The organism is Paenibacillus sp. J22FR83 (assembly GCF_059691955.1).
In genome coordinates, this window is the sequence record NZ_JCAUAM010000010.1 from 302,671 (window position 1) to 318,974 (window position 16,304).

At 45.2% G+C, this 16,304-nt stretch carries 13 protein-coding genes; 2 read left to right on the forward strand and 11 right to left on the reverse strand.

The window, feature by feature from the left end; genetic code table 11:
* The first annotated feature begins 116 nt into the window (after window positions 1-116).
* Entirely contained in the window at window positions 117-2,372 is a 2,256-nt protein-coding gene (locus AC58PV_RS19680) for an FAD-dependent oxidoreductase (RefSeq protein ID WP_497434027.1), read from the forward strand.
* Between the two features lie 24 nt (window positions 2,373-2,396).
* Here AC58PV_RS19680 and AC58PV_RS19685 read toward each other — a convergent pair whose 3' ends face one another.
* The 4 genes from AC58PV_RS19685 to AC58PV_RS19700 are packed head-to-tail and all read right to left on the reverse strand — an operon-like array spanning window position 2,397 to window position 6,597.
* Window positions 2,397-3,515 (reverse strand): GerAB/ArcD/ProY family transporter, encoded by a 1,119-nt coding sequence (locus AC58PV_RS19685; protein WP_497434028.1) that lies wholly within the window; start codon window positions 3,513-3,515, stop codon window positions 2,397-2,399.
* A gap of 40 nt (window positions 3,516-3,555) precedes the next feature.
* On the reverse strand, window positions 3,556-3,801 hold the full coding sequence (locus AC58PV_RS19690; RefSeq protein WP_497434030.1) for a hypothetical protein: 246 nt from the start codon (window positions 3,799-3,801) through the stop codon (window positions 3,556-3,558).
* A gap of 36 nt (window positions 3,802-3,837) precedes the next feature.
* On the reverse strand, window positions 3,838-5,001 hold the full coding sequence (locus AC58PV_RS19695) for a Ger(x)C family spore germination protein (RefSeq protein ID WP_497434031.1): 1,164 nt from the start codon (window positions 4,999-5,001) through the stop codon (window positions 3,838-3,840).
* A gap of 30 nt (window positions 5,002-5,031) precedes the next feature.
* Complete coding sequence (locus AC58PV_RS19700) at window positions 5,032-6,597, reverse strand: spore germination protein (RefSeq protein WP_497434032.1); 1,566 nt, start codon at window positions 6,595-6,597, stop codon at window positions 5,032-5,034.
* A gap of 168 nt (window positions 6,598-6,765) precedes the next feature.
* On the opposite strand from AC58PV_RS19700, the gene AC58PV_RS19705 reads away from it, so the two are divergent.
* The gene (locus AC58PV_RS19705) at window positions 6,766-7,956 is read left to right on the forward strand and encodes an oxalate decarboxylase family bicupin (RefSeq protein ID WP_497434033.1); all 1,191 of its coding nucleotides are present in this window, start codon (window positions 6,766-6,768) and stop codon (window positions 7,954-7,956) included.
* 58 nt (window positions 7,957-8,014) lie between these two features.
* On the opposite strand, the gene AC58PV_RS19710 is transcribed toward AC58PV_RS19705, so the two are convergent.
* From AC58PV_RS19710 to AC58PV_RS19740, 7 genes are all read right to left on the reverse strand, one after another.
* Window positions 8,015-8,899: a carbohydrate ABC transporter permease gene (locus AC58PV_RS19710; protein WP_497434034.1), complete on the reverse strand. Its 885-nt coding sequence runs from the start codon at window positions 8,897-8,899 to the stop codon at window positions 8,015-8,017.
* Between the two features lie 19 nt (window positions 8,900-8,918).
* Entirely contained in the window at window positions 8,919-9,824 is a 906-nt protein-coding gene (locus tag AC58PV_RS19715) for a carbohydrate ABC transporter permease (protein WP_497434036.1), read from the reverse strand.
* A 147-nt stretch (window positions 9,825-9,971) separates the two neighbouring features.
* Entirely contained in the window at window positions 9,972-11,345 is a 1,374-nt protein-coding gene (locus AC58PV_RS19720; protein WP_497434037.1) for an extracellular solute-binding protein, read from the reverse strand.
* Window positions 11,346-11,434: 89 nt separating this feature from the next.
* Entirely contained in the window at window positions 11,435-13,036 is a 1,602-nt protein-coding gene (locus AC58PV_RS19725) for a response regulator (protein ID WP_497434038.1), read from the reverse strand.
* Window positions 13,014-14,801, reverse strand: coding sequence for a sensor histidine kinase (locus tag AC58PV_RS19730; protein ID WP_497434071.1), 1,788 nt, complete (start codon window positions 14,799-14,801; stop codon window positions 13,014-13,016). Before AC58PV_RS19730 ends, AC58PV_RS19725 begins: the two co-directional genes overlap by 23 nt.
* 284 nt (window positions 14,802-15,085) lie before the next feature.
* Complete coding sequence (locus AC58PV_RS19735; protein WP_068662639.1) at window positions 15,086-15,499, reverse strand: VOC family protein; 414 nt, start codon at window positions 15,497-15,499, stop codon at window positions 15,086-15,088.
* An 81-nt stretch (window positions 15,500-15,580) separates the two neighbouring features.
* The gene (locus AC58PV_RS19740; protein ID WP_497434039.1) at window positions 15,581-16,255 is read right to left on the reverse strand and encodes a DUF6022 family protein; all 675 of its coding nucleotides are present in this window, start codon (window positions 16,253-16,255) and stop codon (window positions 15,581-15,583) included.
* Window positions 16,256-16,304: the final 49 nt, after the last annotated feature.

Sequence of the window (16,304 nt, forward strand, 5' to 3'; positions counted from 1 at the left end):
CGAAGATAGCTTGATAATGAAATTTTGTATAAGTTTATGTTAATAGTGTGCATGGTTTTAAGCGCTGCCAATCTTTTAAAATAAAGGTAATCACTAATTTCCATGGAGGTTATCGTATGCGAGAGGAAATCGTAATTAAAGATATTACGGTCGTTGGAGGCGGACTGTCAGGCGTATGCGCTGCCATAGCCGCTGCAAGATTAGGTCAGACGGTCGCATTGATTCAGAATCGTCCCGTACTCGGGGGGAATTCGTCAAGTGAAGTCCGTGTGTGGGTGTGTGGTGCAACGGCGCATGGCATTAATCGGTACGCACGCGAAACGGGGATTATGGGGGAGTTGTTCGTAGAAAATCAGTTCCAAAATCCCGATGGGAATCCTTATCTTTGGGATATTATCGTGCTGGAAGCTGTACGCGCTGAGGCGAATATACAGCTTTTCCTTAACACCGATGTGCATGAAGTGGAGGCGGATGGGGATGAAAGCAATCGAATCATTCGTTCGGTTACAGGCTGGATGATGGGCTCGGAGCGGCGCATTCGTTTCGAGAGCGAGGTGTTTCTAGATTGTACCGGTGATGGCCTCGTTGGATTCTTGGCGGGTGCCAAATTTCGTGTCGGCCGCGAGGCACGAGAAGAGTTTCAAGAGGAGTGGGCGCCTGAGATCGCAGATGACATTACACTCGGGAGTACGATTTTATTTTATACCAAAGACGTGGGTCACCCGGTTAAATATCATGCGCCAAGCTTCGCCAAAGACATCGTGGCGACTTCCATTCCGATCAAGCGTGTCATTCGAAGCGGCGATTCGGGTTGTCATTATTGGTGGATTGAGTGGGGCGGCGAGCTGGATACTGTGCATGAGAACGAGCGCATTCGCGATGAATTATGGTCGGTTATTTATGGGATTTGGGATTATATCAAAAATTCAGGGGAATTCGATTCAGCGAATATGACGCTAGAGTGGGTAGGGGCGTTACCTGGCAAAAGAGAATATCGCCGATTCATCGGAGACTATATGCTGAATCAGAATGATATTCTGGCTCAAAAGAAGTTCGAAGACACCGTCGCTTTCGGCGGTTGGTCCATCGATCTGCACCCGCCGCAGGGGATGTATTCGACGGAGAGCGGCTCCAAGCATCTGCACGCGGATGGCATTTATCATATTCCGTTTCGCAGTCTCTACTCCGTTAACGTGTCCAATATGCTGATGGCAGGACGAAATATAAGCGCATCGCATGTGGCCTTCGGAACGACACGCGTCATGGCGACTTGCGCTGTAATAGGAGAAGGGGCTGGAACTGGTGCGGCGTTATGCGTCCAGAAACATATTACACCGCGTGAGCTATATCAGCACCACACGAAAGAACTACAACAGGTGCTGCTAAGGCAGGATGCGGCGTTGATTGGCATTCGGAATGAAGATGGGCAGGATCTTGCGAGAATGGCCAAGCTGAAGGCATCCTCAACGCTAACAAAGCTGAGCGTATCGCATGCTGTGGAGCCTAGGCGATTAAGCGATGATGTCGCAGTTCTATTTCCAGTTGCGCCGCAGTTGGAGGGCTTCGAACTGCTGGTTGACGTGAGTGAAGCAACGACGATGATGCAAGTGGAGCTGTGGGAGACGGGGCGGGCCGAGAACTATGTGCCTGCGACGATGATCATGCAGACCCAGACAGCAGTGCAAGCTGGGGAACAGCAGTGGATTAGCTTCCCGCTGTGTTGGCAACCTGACGAGGAGCAGAATGCGTTCGTGATTATCAGAGCGAATAAACACGTTGTTGTGTACCATTCTGATCAACAGCACACGGGAGCAATTGCTTTCGTACGAGGTGCGAAGCCGATTGTTGATCCGAAGCTGGAGAATCATCAACCGGACCAGCCTGTCGTCCAGTGGAGTATGAAGAATGGTGTAGATCGCAAGCCAATCTGTTTCCGACTTTCGTCAGAAACGAACGCGTTCTCCGCGGATAAGGTAACGGATGGGTATTTGCGACCGTATGGAGCGCCACATCAATGGATGTCGGAGCCGATGGTGCCAACGAAAGAGGAGTGGGTGGAACTGAGTTGGGACGAAACTCAAACTCTGCGGTATCTACAAGTAACTTTTAATGATAACGTGCACGAGGATTTAATTAATCTTCACGCATTCAGGACGAGTGAGGAAGTTAGACCGGAGTTAGTGAAGGACTATCGCCTGGAAGCTTGGATGGGTGGTGATTGGGTGCTTCTACAGCGTGTAACGAACAACCGTAAACGGTCAAGTAGATTGCAGTTGGAGGCAGCTTTAGCGACGGATCGGTTGCGACTTGTCGTGGAGGCGACGAATGGCTGCCCGTGTGCTGAGGTAGTTGAGATCCGGGTTTATGGTTAAGCAAAGCATTCTAGGAGAGTGTGTCTAGTTATTAGATGTTAGAGCAGATTTGCTCTTCCGCTTCACGAGATGAATTAGCATCACGATCGAAACAGGGAGTAGGTATCCGATAGTTCCCCACAAGGGATGGATAAAGGATACTAAATTGCCCCAGAAAGCTTCTCCTTTCACAGGGGTAGTAAAGGATAGCAAACAGCAAATCATGGTGATAGGTAAGATGAGTAAGCGGTTATTTTGTAAATTAAACAAGTGGGTGAACGTCAAATTTAAGGCAAATATAACGATTGCAGCTTTCATATAGGAGGCTACAATCAGTGAAATACCGATGAGAGATTCAATACGCTGAAATAACTCGTAAAATTCAATGGTTCGAGCTAACTGAAACATCGCATATTTACGCTCACCAGCGATAGGTCCGTAGGTCATAATGGTGCATAGCGTGACAGTAATCAAGCTTAAAGCGTTGATGGATAGAGCTAGAAATAAACCACGTTTCAGTGGTTTATTTTGGTTTGTGGAGACAAAGGGAAGAATCATGCTGAAGAGAAAGATTTCAACATACGGAAACCCGTAAGAAAAATAACTTCCAAGTAAGATAGGTTTGAAGCCAAAGGGAATGACAGGCAAGAGGTAAGAGGGATGATAGTTGAAACTTGCCAAAGCTAAAATGAGAATGACATACACCATGACCATAGCTGAAAGTAAAACAAACATCCGTGCCATGACGTCAATGCCCATTCTGACAGTAACATAAATCAGTAGAAATATGAGTGAGTTAAATACATAGATGGGCGTTTCTCGCATTAGCGTTGTGGTCATGAATAATCCTATATCAATAACAATACCCGTAGCCATATGGAACTGAAAGGAAATGAAGGGGATTGCGAAGAGAACTGTCATCCATGTGCCAACCGTTTTCTTACTATATTCAATAAAGGTCAAGTCTGGGTATTTTCCGTGCATATACAAGATACAACCTAGAAAACTAAGGCTTAATAGGTAGGAGAGGATAAGTGATAGCCAAGCACCATTATTGGCGTAGCTAATTAAAGGTTGAGGAATGTTAATGATTGAAGAACCTGTTAAATAGATAAAAAACAAGACGGACATTTGGCCAGAACTTATTCCTTCATCAATTCTCATTGTATGCCCCTCCTTTCCTTAATCTTCCTGATTACTGCAGTTAGTGAGGAGTGACATGTAAGAACGCAACAATCAGACGAGCAGGTTCGCCAAGTAAGAATTCAGCTGTATCATAGAGAATTGGCCAACGTAATTCTAAAACAAAAATACTGCCAAGATAGAGCGATATCGCAATGAAGAAGGCATAAACAAGTTTGGCGCGGGCAGTTTCTTTTTTGAAATTGACCAAATCAAATAGCAGTAACGGGACACAAGTGATGAGTAGGAGTATCAGCTTTAGCATCATAGGTAATCTTGTCCTCTCGTTGATATCTTCAGTTACTCATTTGACTAGAGGTTTACCGCCGCTCATTCCTGAGTTAGCAACCGTCACATCAACTTCGATGTTAAATTGAACGTCTGCAAATCGATCTCCCCAATCTTCTTTCCATGCAAGCCATTGATGAGGATTTTTGGCATAAATCATGTTGCCGATGCCGAGGGCATCTAGTTTTTTTGATTGTAGATGATGAATCAATGTAAGAAACTCATTCTTAATTTGGTTACTTAAACGAGTTTTGTAAGCAAGTTCTTCTTGGGCTGTGTTCGTATTCGAACAGCTTAATTCCCCAGCAGCTCCGGTTAACTTGGCTTTGATATTCACGATTACCGCTTCATTCTTAAGTGAGGTGGTGACTTTCGTACTTCCCTGGGAAATCTCGAATGCTTCCTGCAGCGCGTGATCTCCCTCACCATTGTTCCCTTCACAAGACGTAATGATAATACCACCTCGAAATTGATGATTGAGCAAAAGGAAGGCTTTTAATTCATCTGGTGGAATAATATCAGCGATTTTTTGATTTTTGATGACAACGACGCCGGCAATGTTCGGAACACTCCCACGTTTTTCATCCAAATATAAGTAAGGAATTTCTGCAACGCCCGTTTCGCTTTTCATTTGAATCATAACTTTCAAGATGTTCTGATTCATTGATTTAGCAGCGAATCGCGAAGATCCCTCATCCATTGAACGCAATTGTTGGCCTAAGGTATATTCAATAAACGGTTCTAATGATAAATACGCACCGGCATTCCCTTTCGTCACTAAGAGTAAATTGGTTGGTCGGGGTTCATGATCTCGTCTGAAAAAATCAAGGATAACACCTATATCATGTGTCTTCAGCACCTCATCACTTACAAGAACGGCACGCATGTGATCCCATTTGGCTTTTCGTCCTAAGTGGATGGTGACGTCCCGAATAGCATCAAAAACATTCTCGCCTTCTGTCTTAATCGTGAACGAGGATTTCGTACTAGTCCCCTTTGATAATGCACTGCTGCCGCTTGGCTTGTAGAAAAGTGTGGTTAATTTGATATTGCCTTCGTCAGATAGATCCAGCGAAACCGCTTGTACGAAGGCGTATTCGACCAGTTCAGCCTTGTTCCAACAGCCTGTTAAAGAAAATAATAACAGTCCAGATAATGTCGTCACCATTAACCATCTCATGTTGTATTTCCTTCTTTCTCTGTCATGCCGTTACTTTTTGGAACGGTTAAGCCGATGTCGGTTTCGCGGTGAGCGAAGGAGAACCTTTAAGGGAGCTCGTACGAATCCATCCTTTAATTGATTCATGATTAGAGGAGCCCATGGCGTCAGATAGGGCTGTCCCAGAGAGCGTAGGCTAACTAAATGTAGAAAAATAAACAGAAAGCCAATCATGAATCCGAATCCCCCTAAGCTTGCTGCAAGGAACATGAGGGGAAAGCGCAAGATACGTAGAGAGATAGCCATATTGTAATTGGGTAACGAGAAAGAAGCGATACCTGTCAATGCCACGATGATGACCATGATGGGGGAAGCGATTTTGGCTTCAATAGCTGCTTGCCCAATGACAAGAGCTCCGACGATACTCACAGCTGAACCCACGGGTTTAGGCAGACGGATACCGGCTTCCCGCATGATTTCAAAGAAGAATTCCATCAATAAAGCTTCGATGAACGCGGGGAATGGGATACCCTCACGGGTATCTAGAATGGCTAGCAGCAACACAGTGGGAATGAGCTCTGAGTGAAAAGTTGAGATAGCAATATAGAGGCTCGGTAATGTAAGAGCCATGATGAATGCGAATAGGCGAAGTAATCGAATCAGTGAGGAATACAGGGAACGAATGTAGTAATCTTCACTCGATTGGAAAAACTCGATAAAGAGACCAGGACAGATCATAATGGACGGAGAACCAGAGGTAAGAACAATGATTTTCCCATCAAGCAGAGCAGCAACAGCCGTATCCGTACGTTCGGTATGTCGATATTGTGGAAAAGGCGAATACGTAGAGTCCTCAATTAATTCTTCGATATAGGCGACTTCCAAAATTTCCTCTTGAATGGAAGATTCGAAACGGTTTTTAAATTCTGATAAGGTTCGCGGGTTTACAGTTCCTTCTAAATAACCGACGGCAATCTCGGTCCGTGTTTCTCCGCTTGCCACGAACTTCTCAATCTTAAAATTACCGCTTTTCAAACGATTCCGCAGTAATCCTAGATTAATTCTCAGGCTCTCCACCGTAGCTTCTTGAGGTCCCCTAACTACCGGTTCGTTCATGGGTTCGCCAATTTGTCTAGATTCTAAAGTAAGCGCATTAAAGCACAGCGCCTTGTTCCACTGATCCAACAAAATCACAACTTGTCCAAGCAGGATATTCTCTTCTACAGTTGGCAATTGATCAATAATTGTCACGTTTCGAGAAGAGACACCATGATTCTCAATGAATGAAATCAGTTTGTTCAGTTCAATGGTAGCTGCATCAAAGCCTGCCTCTTGAAAAACAAGATCTTGAAGCACGTCCTTTAGAAAAATCAATTCTTTATCGTTTATGAGTGAATCGCAATAGACAACAAGTGCTCCGTATTGCAATTGGGCACCAAAAAATCGAGGCAGATAGCAAATATCGGAACAATTCGCAAGTTTTTGCTCAATCCATTTTCTATTTTCCTCCAAGGATAATGTCAGAGGGAATTCGACTGAAGAGGGAGGCGGGCTAGCCGTTGGTGCCAGCGGAGGTGCTGATCTCCTACTCTTCCGTAATAACTTTTGTATATCCATACAAAATTTCCTTCTATTATTTGTTAGGTATGCAGGTTTATTATTCCAATTCTCAAGGGAATTATGTGTGTGTTTCGGTGATTCTAAAGTAATGAACGCTGAAATCCTCTCATATACCAATTAGGATGAGTTACAACGTAGTTCACCTTAATAAAGGGGGATGACCGCATGGATACTCCGAATAGGAATCAACCCGCGTATGGCAATGTGCCACAGCCGATTCGACCCGATGGTGCCGGTGGGATGGATACGGGTCCGCGGGACATAATGCGGGATATGGAAAATCCTAACATGTTGGTTCCGCCAATAACAGATTCTGGCTTGCTTCCGAATTTGAAATTCTCTTTCTCAGACACATCGATGAAATTAAATTTCGGGGGCTGGTCGCGAGAAGTCACGGTCAGGGAATTACCCATAGCGACAACGATGGCAGGGGTAAACATGAGTTTGACACCTGGTGGTGTTCGCGAATTGCATTGGCACCAACAAGCAGAATGGTCTTACATGATAGTAGGTTCAGCTCGAATTACATCAATTGACCAAGAGGGGCGGAATTATATTGCCGATGTAGGTCCAGGGGATCTATGGTACTTCCCGCCGGGACTTCCACACTCCATTCAAGGATTAGAGCACTGTGAATTCTTGCTTGTATTCGATGATGGTAACTTTTCGGATTTGAATACGATATCCATCTCCGATTGGTTCTCACGAACACCGAAAGATGTGCTATCTGCCAATTTTGGCGTTCCTATCCGTGCTTTTAACAACATTCCCAAAGAGCAAGTCTACATCTATCAAGACAAGGTTCCTGGTCCCATTGATAGCCAGAAAGTTCAGTCTCCTTACGGGACCATTCCCCTAAGCTTTAAGCATCAACTGCTCGCACAAACTCCGATTAAAACGCCAGGAGGGAGTGTAAGAATCGTTGACTCAACGAATTTTCCGATATCCAAAAATATTGCTGCAGCGCTTGTTGAGATAGAACCGGGTGGAATGAGAGAGTTGCATTGGCATCCGAATAATGATGAATGGCAGTACTATCTGACGGGTCAGGGGCGTATGACCGTTTTCGCTGGGAATGGTAATGCTCGTACGTTCGATTACCGTGCTGGTGATGTTGGTTATGTGCCATTTGCACTGGGACATTATATACAAAATACCGGTACGCAATCCCTATGGTTCCTGGAAATGTTTAAGAGTGATCGGTTTGAGGATGTCTCGCTAAACCAATGGATGGCGCTTACACCTCGCGAGCTGGTGGGTACGAATTTGAATGTCGGCCCTGAAGTATTGAATGCGCTGCGGAAGGAAAAATGGCCAGTCGTCAAATATCCGGGGTTCTCTTATTACCCGAAATAGAAATGCAAAAGGCTATCTCCGTAGTAAATCTACGAAGATAGCTTTTTCGCATGTGAAGTTAGCCTTTCAATCCCGAGCTGGCAATGCCCTCTACGAACCACTTTTGACATACTGCTACGACGATGAGCAGGGGAACAAGCCCCGATACGGAAGCTGCCATGGTGAGTACATAATTCGTACCAAACTCCTCTACATAACTCGTTAAGCCAAGTGGTATCGTGTACAAATCTTTCTCCCGCAGCATGATAAGAGGGTTCTCATACTCGTTCCAGTGCCAAGTAAAGGAGAGGATTAAGAGCGTGACGAGTGCAGGTTTGGTTAAGGGCAAACAAATTTGCCAAAATGTCCGCCAGTAACTGGCGCCATCAACGCGCCCTGACTCCAATAGTTCACCAGGGATGGTAGTGAAAAACTGACGCATCAAGAACGTGCCGAATACCCAAAATAAACCTGGTAAAATAATGGAAGCGTGTGTATTAATCAACTGCAACTGATCGAATAAGATAAAGCGTGGGACAAGTAAAACCTGACCTGGAATCATCATCGTAGACAAATAGAGTAGAAACAGGAAGTTGCGGCCTTTGAAGCGTATCTTGGCAAACGCGTAGCCAGCCATGGAACTCGTCAATAGATTACCTACAACGGTAATGCCCGTGATTTTAATCGAATTCCAATAGAATAAATAGAAGGGATCTGCGCCCGCCCAGACTTTCTTATAATTCTCAAAGTGCCATGTATTCGGAATCCAATCAATCGGATATTGGAATACTTCGCCATTAATTTTGAAGGAAGTCGATATCATCCATAGGAAAGGCAGAATCATCACGATGGAGATCGCGCCTACGAGGAGAGTGACGAAGAGCTTAAGCCAGAAACTGCCCTTTCTCATGTTGGCAATGGCTATTTTCCGTGAGGATTGCGTAGATACAATAGTAGTTTCCACAGTAGAATCTCCTTTCCAATTAGAAGTGCTGCTGCCAACGTTTCTGGCTTTGCCATTGAATGATGGTAACGACGAAGATGATGGCGAATAACACCCAAGAGACGGTAGCGGCATAACCCATTTTGTAGAAGCGGAATGCGAGTAAGTAGATGTGATAGGATAATACCATTGTCGAATCTATAGGACCGCCTTGTGTCATAATGTTGACGGGGCCGAAGATTTGGAAGGAGCCGATAATGAGTGTTATGGCAACGAGAAAGGTGGTTGGTGTGAGCATCGGAATGGTGATTTGGAAAAACTGGCGTACTTTCGAAGCCCCATCAATATCGGAAGCCTCGTACAAATCCTTGGAAATGCCTTGCAGTCCAGCTAAGTAAATGACCATGGCGTACCCAATCGTTACCCATACCTGCATGATGATAATTGCAAAAAGAGCAGAATTCGGGCTCGACAACCAGCCTGGGGGATGATCAATGCCAACGGATTTTAGCACTTGGTTGATTGGACCATCGGAAGCACGGTACATAATGCTCCAAATGACGGATACGGCAACGAGCGAACTGACGTAGGGCAGGAAGATCAACGTGCGCAATGTTTGCTTGAAGAACACATATTTGTTCAGAACGACAGCAAACAGGAGTCCTATGAGAATGGAAGCGGGAACGCTGACCAGGGTGAAGATTAAGTTGTTTTTCAGCGCTTTCACGAATTTGGGATCACTGCCCAGTGCTTTGAAATTATCGAAGCCGACCCATTCGATGCCTGCGAACCCTTTGAGATATTCCCAATCCACGAATACGAGATAAAGACTGAATAGGATCGGCAGCAATATAAAGATGAGGTACCCCGAGAAGTTGGGCAAAATGAATAGGTAGCCAGCAAGGTTTTCCCTGAATTTGGCGTTATGCCAGAAATGTCTTTTCATTCGTAAGCCACCCTTTCGAAATCATGTGTTAATGTAACTTTACCAAGCGAGTGAGTGAATTCCTATAGCGTGAACGTGACCCTTTCTGTAGTTTCATTGAAAAAACCTCCAGCAAGAAGATGCTAGAGGTTTTCGAAGTGCTGCGTATTATTTTTTGGCGCCTTTGATCGTCGTGTCGGCACGCGTTTTCATCGTTTCTATGGCTTTGTCAATTGGTTGAGCACCAAGCAGATATTTCTCCATCTCGTCTTTGAAGATCGCTCTAAGTTCGGTTGGAACAGGTACGTTGTAGGATGTTGGGAATGTGTAGTTGCCAGCCAGCAGCGCTTTCAAGGAAGCTTCGTCAATCAGATCTTTCGCATCTCCAATGAGGATGGAGGCGATTTTACCAGCATCGGCTTTTTTGTTCGTAGGGATCCGGCCGCCTGGAACCATAGCCATATTACCTTCTTGTAAATACCATGAGATGAATTTAAAAGCAGCTTCTTTGTTTTTGCTGTTTTTATTGATGGACATGTAATCACCCATACCGCCACCTGGGTTAATATTGCCCCCAGCAGTGAATTGCGGATATGGAGCAAATGCGACTTTGAAATCATGCGGGAAGCTCTTGATGTCTTTAATATAACGAATGATATAAATTTGGGAAGCCATCATAGCCGCTTTGCTTGTCAGAAGTTCATTCTGTACAGTAATTTTACCAGCAACCGCTTCGGAATACTTCATCATGACGCCTTTGTCTTCCAAGCTCTTCTGCATTTCCAAGCCCTTCTTCACGGCTGGGTTGTTAAAGTTGGATGTACCATCGGCAGCGATGACCCAGTCTTGCGGTTTGGCCGTTTGCAGGACGGTATCACCGAACCACCCAAGAGCCGGATCTAGCATAGTCCCCTTCATAGCTCCTTTGTTAAGCTTGGTGGCCATTGCACTGAAATCATCCCAAGTCCATGCGGTTGGCAGTTTCTCGCCGGCTGCTTCTAATGCTTTCATATTGAAAAGTACTGCACCTAAGTTCTTATTCGCTGGCAGATAATAATATTTCCCATCTGCGAACTTCTTGATATTCGCCGCTCCGATAATTCCCTCAACATCAAAGCCGCCTTTGGCTATAAGGTCATCGAGTGGTTCCGCCATTCCTGCTGCTTGTCGTTTCGTCATGTAGGCATCGCCGTAGTTCATATAGAGGTCAGGTGCATCGGTATTCGAGAGCAGGGCTGTTTCCAACTTCAGGTTACCTGGATCATCATTCACATAGCGTGTATATTCGACCTTAATCGTAGGATTCGCTTTATTCCATGCATCAACGGCATCTTGTGGTCCGCTTTCTGGCGGAACGCCTCCCCAGAATTTAAGGGTAACTGGTTTCTGTGCTTCAGGTGTTGGAGTAGTTGCTGCTACTGTTGCTGCAGGTGCGACGGACGCAGCTGCGGAAGGTGAAGCTTCAGGTGTTTTGGAGCAACCGGTTACGAGAACGCTTACAGCAAGGGCGATTGATGCCCCCATGCCAAATACTTTTTTCATTTGTTCATCCCCTTTTCTTTTGGTAGTTAAATCGTAATGCAATTTTTCCCAAAAAGACACGGAGTATTCTTTACGAAGTAAGCATTATTCTATGATGTTCGATGACCGAAGACGAGCTTTCGAAATTCGGTAGGGTACATGCCTTCCATTTGCTTAAAGCTGCGGCTGAAATGATTGGGATCGGCATAACCAATGAGCTCAGAGATTTCGAAAATTTTGTAATCTGGATTCTTGAGCAGCTCGCGGGCATTTTTCATGCGAACATTGGTCATATAATCAGTGATCGTTTTGCCAGTTTCTTTTTTGAACAAAATGCTCAAATAATTCTCGGTATACCCAACGGTGCTAGCCAAATCAGCTACTTTGAGCGGTAAATTATACTTCTCCATAATCTGACGAATCACAAGTTGAATCTCAGGTCGGAACTTCTCCTTCCCATGCTCGCGCTTGTAGGCTAGGAAGACGGGGAGCCATCCGATGAACCAGGTAGATAATGCCTGCACGGTTTCAGCATTGCGAATGACATGGTAGGGATACTGCTGCTCATGCAGGGTAACCGAGTAAATATCGCCGCCTTCTGCCTTCAAGCAACGCGCGAAAATATGAAGCAAACGCAGCCACTGCTCTCGCAATAGGGCGGGGGGAATATTCTTATTGCGGCAGAGCTCCTCGGTCCATGCCATAATTTTCTCGCGCAAGCTGATTTTGTCGCCTTCTTCAATACGTTTCGTCCAATCCTCTTCCTGCCATGGCTCAGATAAGGTTGGAGGTGCAGCCTGCAAATGATCATAGTAAACGATGCAGGAATCCCCATAGTAGAATCGGTAGCTTAAGGCATGATCTGCTTTTTCATAAGCGGGATGGAGCGCAAAGGTATCCTCGTAGGAAGGGGAAACACCAATGGCCAGTGAGATTTTCAGAAAAACCTGTACGGCATTCTGCATTTCGACTAGCATGTTCGTGTTCATTTGGCCTGTCAGGACGCAGAACTTCCCAACTGCCATCTCAACCAGCTCTCCATTGCCATATTTCTTGAGAATCTCATTGAGAACATTTTTCACCGTATAGGTCAAAAGTCGATCGCTCTGGAAGCGATTATTCTGCGTTAACTCCTCATAGGCATCGATCTGAATCGCGGCTGCAGTCAAGGGCGCTGTGAAAAGTTCCAGCTGGAATTCATGCCAGACTTGTTCGATTTCTCCGCGTGATACATGACCTTGGAGGAGCTCGCGCAACCGTTTTTCTTTGACCTCATTACTGTATTGATTTACTTTCTGCTCGAGTTGTGTTCGGGCATTCTGGCCTTGTCTCTCCTTATGCAATTGATCCCGGATTGCGCGCAGCTTCTCCATCAGCTCGGATGGGTTAATTTCTAGTTTCGTGACATATTCTATGGCGCCTAGGCGTAATGCCTGCTGGACATAGTTGAAGTCGTTATGGTTGGATAAAATAAGACAAGGCATCGCTGGCCAGCGTTCCCGAATTCGGCGCAATAATTCAAGCCCATCCATCTCCGGCATACGAATATCGGTAAGTACAGCATCGCAGGCTTGCGATTCTAGTATTTTCAAAGCCTCCAATCCATTAGAAGCTTCTCCAATAACCTGGAACTCGTCGTTATCTCTAGGGATGATTGTTTTAAGGCCAATACGCACAAGGATTTCATCGTCAACGATCAGAATTCTCAGCATCTGTATTCCTCCTTTTCAAAGGCAGCACCAATCGTAGTCGGACTCCTTCGCCTTCCACACTTGAGATCTGCATACCGTATTGCATGCCAAAGTGGAGCTTGATTCGTTCGTTCACATTGCGTATGCCGATACCGCTGAACTTCGCGTGAGGCTGGTTGAGGGAAGACTCCACCTTCTCAATCATCTCCATACTCATGCCCACTCCGTTATCTTGCATCACAATATGCAAATTCCCACCAACCTCTTCAGCTTGAAGTTCGATAAGAAGCGGGAACCGATTACCATGGATAATGCTGTTCTCTACGGCAGGCTGCAGCGTAAATTTCAACACTTCACAATCCAGCAGTGTTTCAGGGATGCTATAGGTAAACGTGATCTGATCATGATACCGAATTTCTTGGAGCGAGAGGTAGACCTGCAAATAGTCCAGTTCTTCTTGCAACGTGACGAATTCTTGTTCATTCCGCATGGTGAAATTCAGCAGTTTCCCCAGTTTGGTAATCATCTCACTGATATGATCTGCGCCAGAGAGCAGCGCCATCCATTTAATAGAGTTGAGTGTGTTGAGTAAAAAATGCGGATTAATTTGCGCTTGAAGCGCCTGGAACTGAGCTTTCTGCTTGCGGCGCTGCTCATCATATAAATCTGAAATGAGATCTTGCAGATGCAGCACCATGCGATTGAAGTAATTGCCGAGCATGGCAATCTCGTCTTCGCCTTTTATCGTAACCAGCGTATTAAACTCCCCTTTGCCCACCTTGGTCATGGATTTGGCCAATTGCTTGAAAGGACTCGTTACTCGAAGCATCAGAACAATGAAAGCGATGGCAAATAAAAGGAACCAAGCGACAACCCAAGTGATGGATTTGTCTTTTTCCCGACTAAGTTGTGTAGCGAAATCCTTCTGATTCATGAATTGGACGAGCCGCCAACCTAACTGTGGCACGTAAGCGTCATTGATAAAATAGACTTGGTCTTTGATTTTCACCTCTTGAATGCCATTTTCATTGGTACGCACATGCTGGAGGGCATGATTGGCTAATAAATCTGCGGCGGCATGATCACCGATTAAGAGCTTTTGGTCTTCATCAATGAGGGCAGAGGTTATACCTGAAGCTTGTTGGTGCTGGATTTCGACATTCGGATAGAAGAAAACGGGAATTGGTACGCTAATGAAAAAGACACCATAATTACTCGTGTATTCGCCATTAATTTGTCTCGTCATGACGATTAAATCTTGCTTGTTCGTAGATGAAGGAAGCGAGTAGGGAACCGTCCAGTAGGGGAAGCCATTGCGTTTAAGCGTTGGTTCATACCAGCTTTCCTTGTAGAATGTTTCGATCTTCGTTGGTGTAACGGCAGACCATGTGGTATGCGTAAACCCTCTATTGTCATATAACCCAAGTTGTGTAGTACTGTCGAGAAGAAGATCTTTGACGTTGGACATTTTCTTGTGCAGATTCGTGAGCTGAATGAAGGAGAGATAATTATTCGACCAATCTGCAGGTTCTTTCAGGAATTTCTCCGTTTCCGGATCGTTAATAATCAAACTGGAAGCAGTGATCATGCGAACGGCCATCTCGTTCATGGCTGTAGCTTTCTGGGATACGGCGGCTTGATTGGATTGGTTGAGCTGGATTTGCACAATATCTTCGGATGACTTATAGAATCGGTAGAGAATGATCACAACGGGAAGTATGATCAGGAAAAATAAGGAGATCAGAATCTTTCCGCGCAGAGTCTTAATTGGACTGCGAAGTTTCATCGATGTCACACCATGCCCTCAACTTCTAGGATTAGGAATCCCCTCTATCATACAATGACGGCAGTTATCCTGCTAGAGAGAGAAGGCGGCAGCGTGGCATTTCAAAGAATATGCCGTATAAAACAAAGAATATGCTTGGTCATTTGATGGGGGATGTGGGGAAGCAGGGAGTTGGAAGGTAGTAGTCGGAGGGGATGAGAGCAGAGAGCAGAAAGTAGGCGGAAGGTAAAAAGCAGAAAGGAAAAAAAAAGAGGCGTGAGATACGCTCACCACCTCAGGTAGGCTTATTGATTCGCAGCGTTTGGATCCATCCAGAACAATTCCCATTGATGGCCGTCAAGATCTTGGAAGCTGTGCTGATACATGAAACCGAGATCGTTAGGGTCACTATAAAGTGTACCTCCAGCGGCTACGGCTTTCTCAATGAGTTCGTTGACTTCTTCACGACTAGAGAAGCTTAAAGCAACGAGTACTTCTGTCGTTTTCGTAGCATCGGAAATTTGTTTTTTCGTAAAGGTTTGGAAATACTTCTCGACCAAAAGCATGACATAGATGTGTTCACTGATCACCATACAAGTTGCATTTTCATCCGTAAACTGGGGGTTGAACGTGAATCCCATAGAAGTAAAGAAAGCGACCGATTTGTCCAAATCTTTTACAGGTAAATTAACGAAAATTTTATCTGATTGAATGGCCACGATAGAATCACCTCAATGAGTTATTTGGTAGTACCTCCCCTATCATAATGGATCGCAAATTAGCACGTCAAATGTTGGAAATTAGATAGCGTGAACGGGGCGTTTGAAACAAGCGATCATTTTCCCATCCGCTGGCGCAACAGTGATAAGTTCCCAACCATACCGTCCCCAGTGAGATAGCGCTTCATCTAGTGACCAGCTGCTATGTTCAGACATTGTTGCTCCCAGACAATCGGCCAAGGAGACATCGGTGGCGTATTCCCATTGCGTTGTTTGGTGAGAGGTTTGAGAAAGATTGCGAACTGCAGGACGATCCCATCTAACCCGTGTAGTGGCTTGGGATAATGCAGATAAGATATCTTCTCTTTCCGTAACTTGCAGCAAAAGCAGCTGAGGTGCCCGTGGCACGAAAAAGGATCGATGCGAATGATAGACTTGAAGAACCAAGGTGCCGACAGGCTTGCCTTCATGATCATGAATGAGGTACCAAGCGCAGCGTTCACGCTCTTCGGGTGGGCCCCAGTTCTCGACCGAATTATGACGATTAAAACCAGCTTTAATCTGGTAGCCTCCTTCTTGAAAAGGTTCAATAACATGTGCCATGAAGTCTTGGATCCAGACACCATACGCACGATCCCCGTATTGGTTAAACATCGCAATGAGTTCAGTTTGTTTATTCTCATATACCGATTTCCATGATTCGGATAGCTGGCTTTCAGCTTTTCGGAATATAGGATCGATTAGGTTGTTGGTCATAAAGGAACACCATCTTTCATTTTATCTAACGTTGTTAGAATTTTTATTT

Bases quoted from the DNA above. Each gene is read 5' to 3' on its own strand.
- AC58PV_RS19680 (WP_497434027.1), top strand. From the start codon at position 117: ATGCGAGAGGAAATCGTAATTAAAGATATTACGGTCGTTGGAGGCGGA.
- AC58PV_RS19685 (WP_497434028.1), bottom strand. From the start codon at position 3,515: ATGAGAATTGATGAAGGAATAAGTTCTGGCCAAATGTCCGTCTTGTTT.
- AC58PV_RS19690 (WP_497434030.1), bottom strand. From the start codon at position 3,801: ATGATGCTAAAGCTGATACTCCTACTCATCACTTGTGTCCCGTTACTG.
- AC58PV_RS19695 (WP_497434031.1), bottom strand. From the start codon at position 5,001: ATGAGATGGTTAATGGTGACGACATTATCTGGACTGTTATTATTTTCT.
- AC58PV_RS19700 (WP_497434032.1), bottom strand. From the start codon at position 6,597: ATGGATATACAAAAGTTATTACGGAAGAGTAGGAGATCAGCACCTCCG.
- AC58PV_RS19705 (WP_497434033.1), top strand. From the start codon at position 6,766: ATGGATACTCCGAATAGGAATCAACCCGCGTATGGCAATGTGCCACAG.
- AC58PV_RS19715 (WP_497434036.1), bottom strand. From the start codon at position 9,824: ATGAAAAGACATTTCTGGCATAACGCCAAATTCAGGGAAAACCTTGCT.
- AC58PV_RS19720 (WP_497434037.1), bottom strand. From the start codon at position 11,345: ATGAAAAAAGTATTTGGCATGGGGGCATCAATCGCCCTTGCTGTAAGC.
- AC58PV_RS19725 (WP_497434038.1), bottom strand. From the start codon at position 13,036: ATGCTGAGAATTCTGATCGTTGACGATGAAATCCTTGTGCGTATTGGC.
- AC58PV_RS19730 (WP_497434071.1), bottom strand. From the start codon at position 14,801: ATGAAACTTCGCAGTCCAATTAAGACTCTGCGCGGAAAGATTCTGATC.
- AC58PV_RS19740 (WP_497434039.1), bottom strand. From the start codon at position 16,255: ATGACCAACAACCTAATCGATCCTATATTCCGAAAAGCTGAAAGCCAG.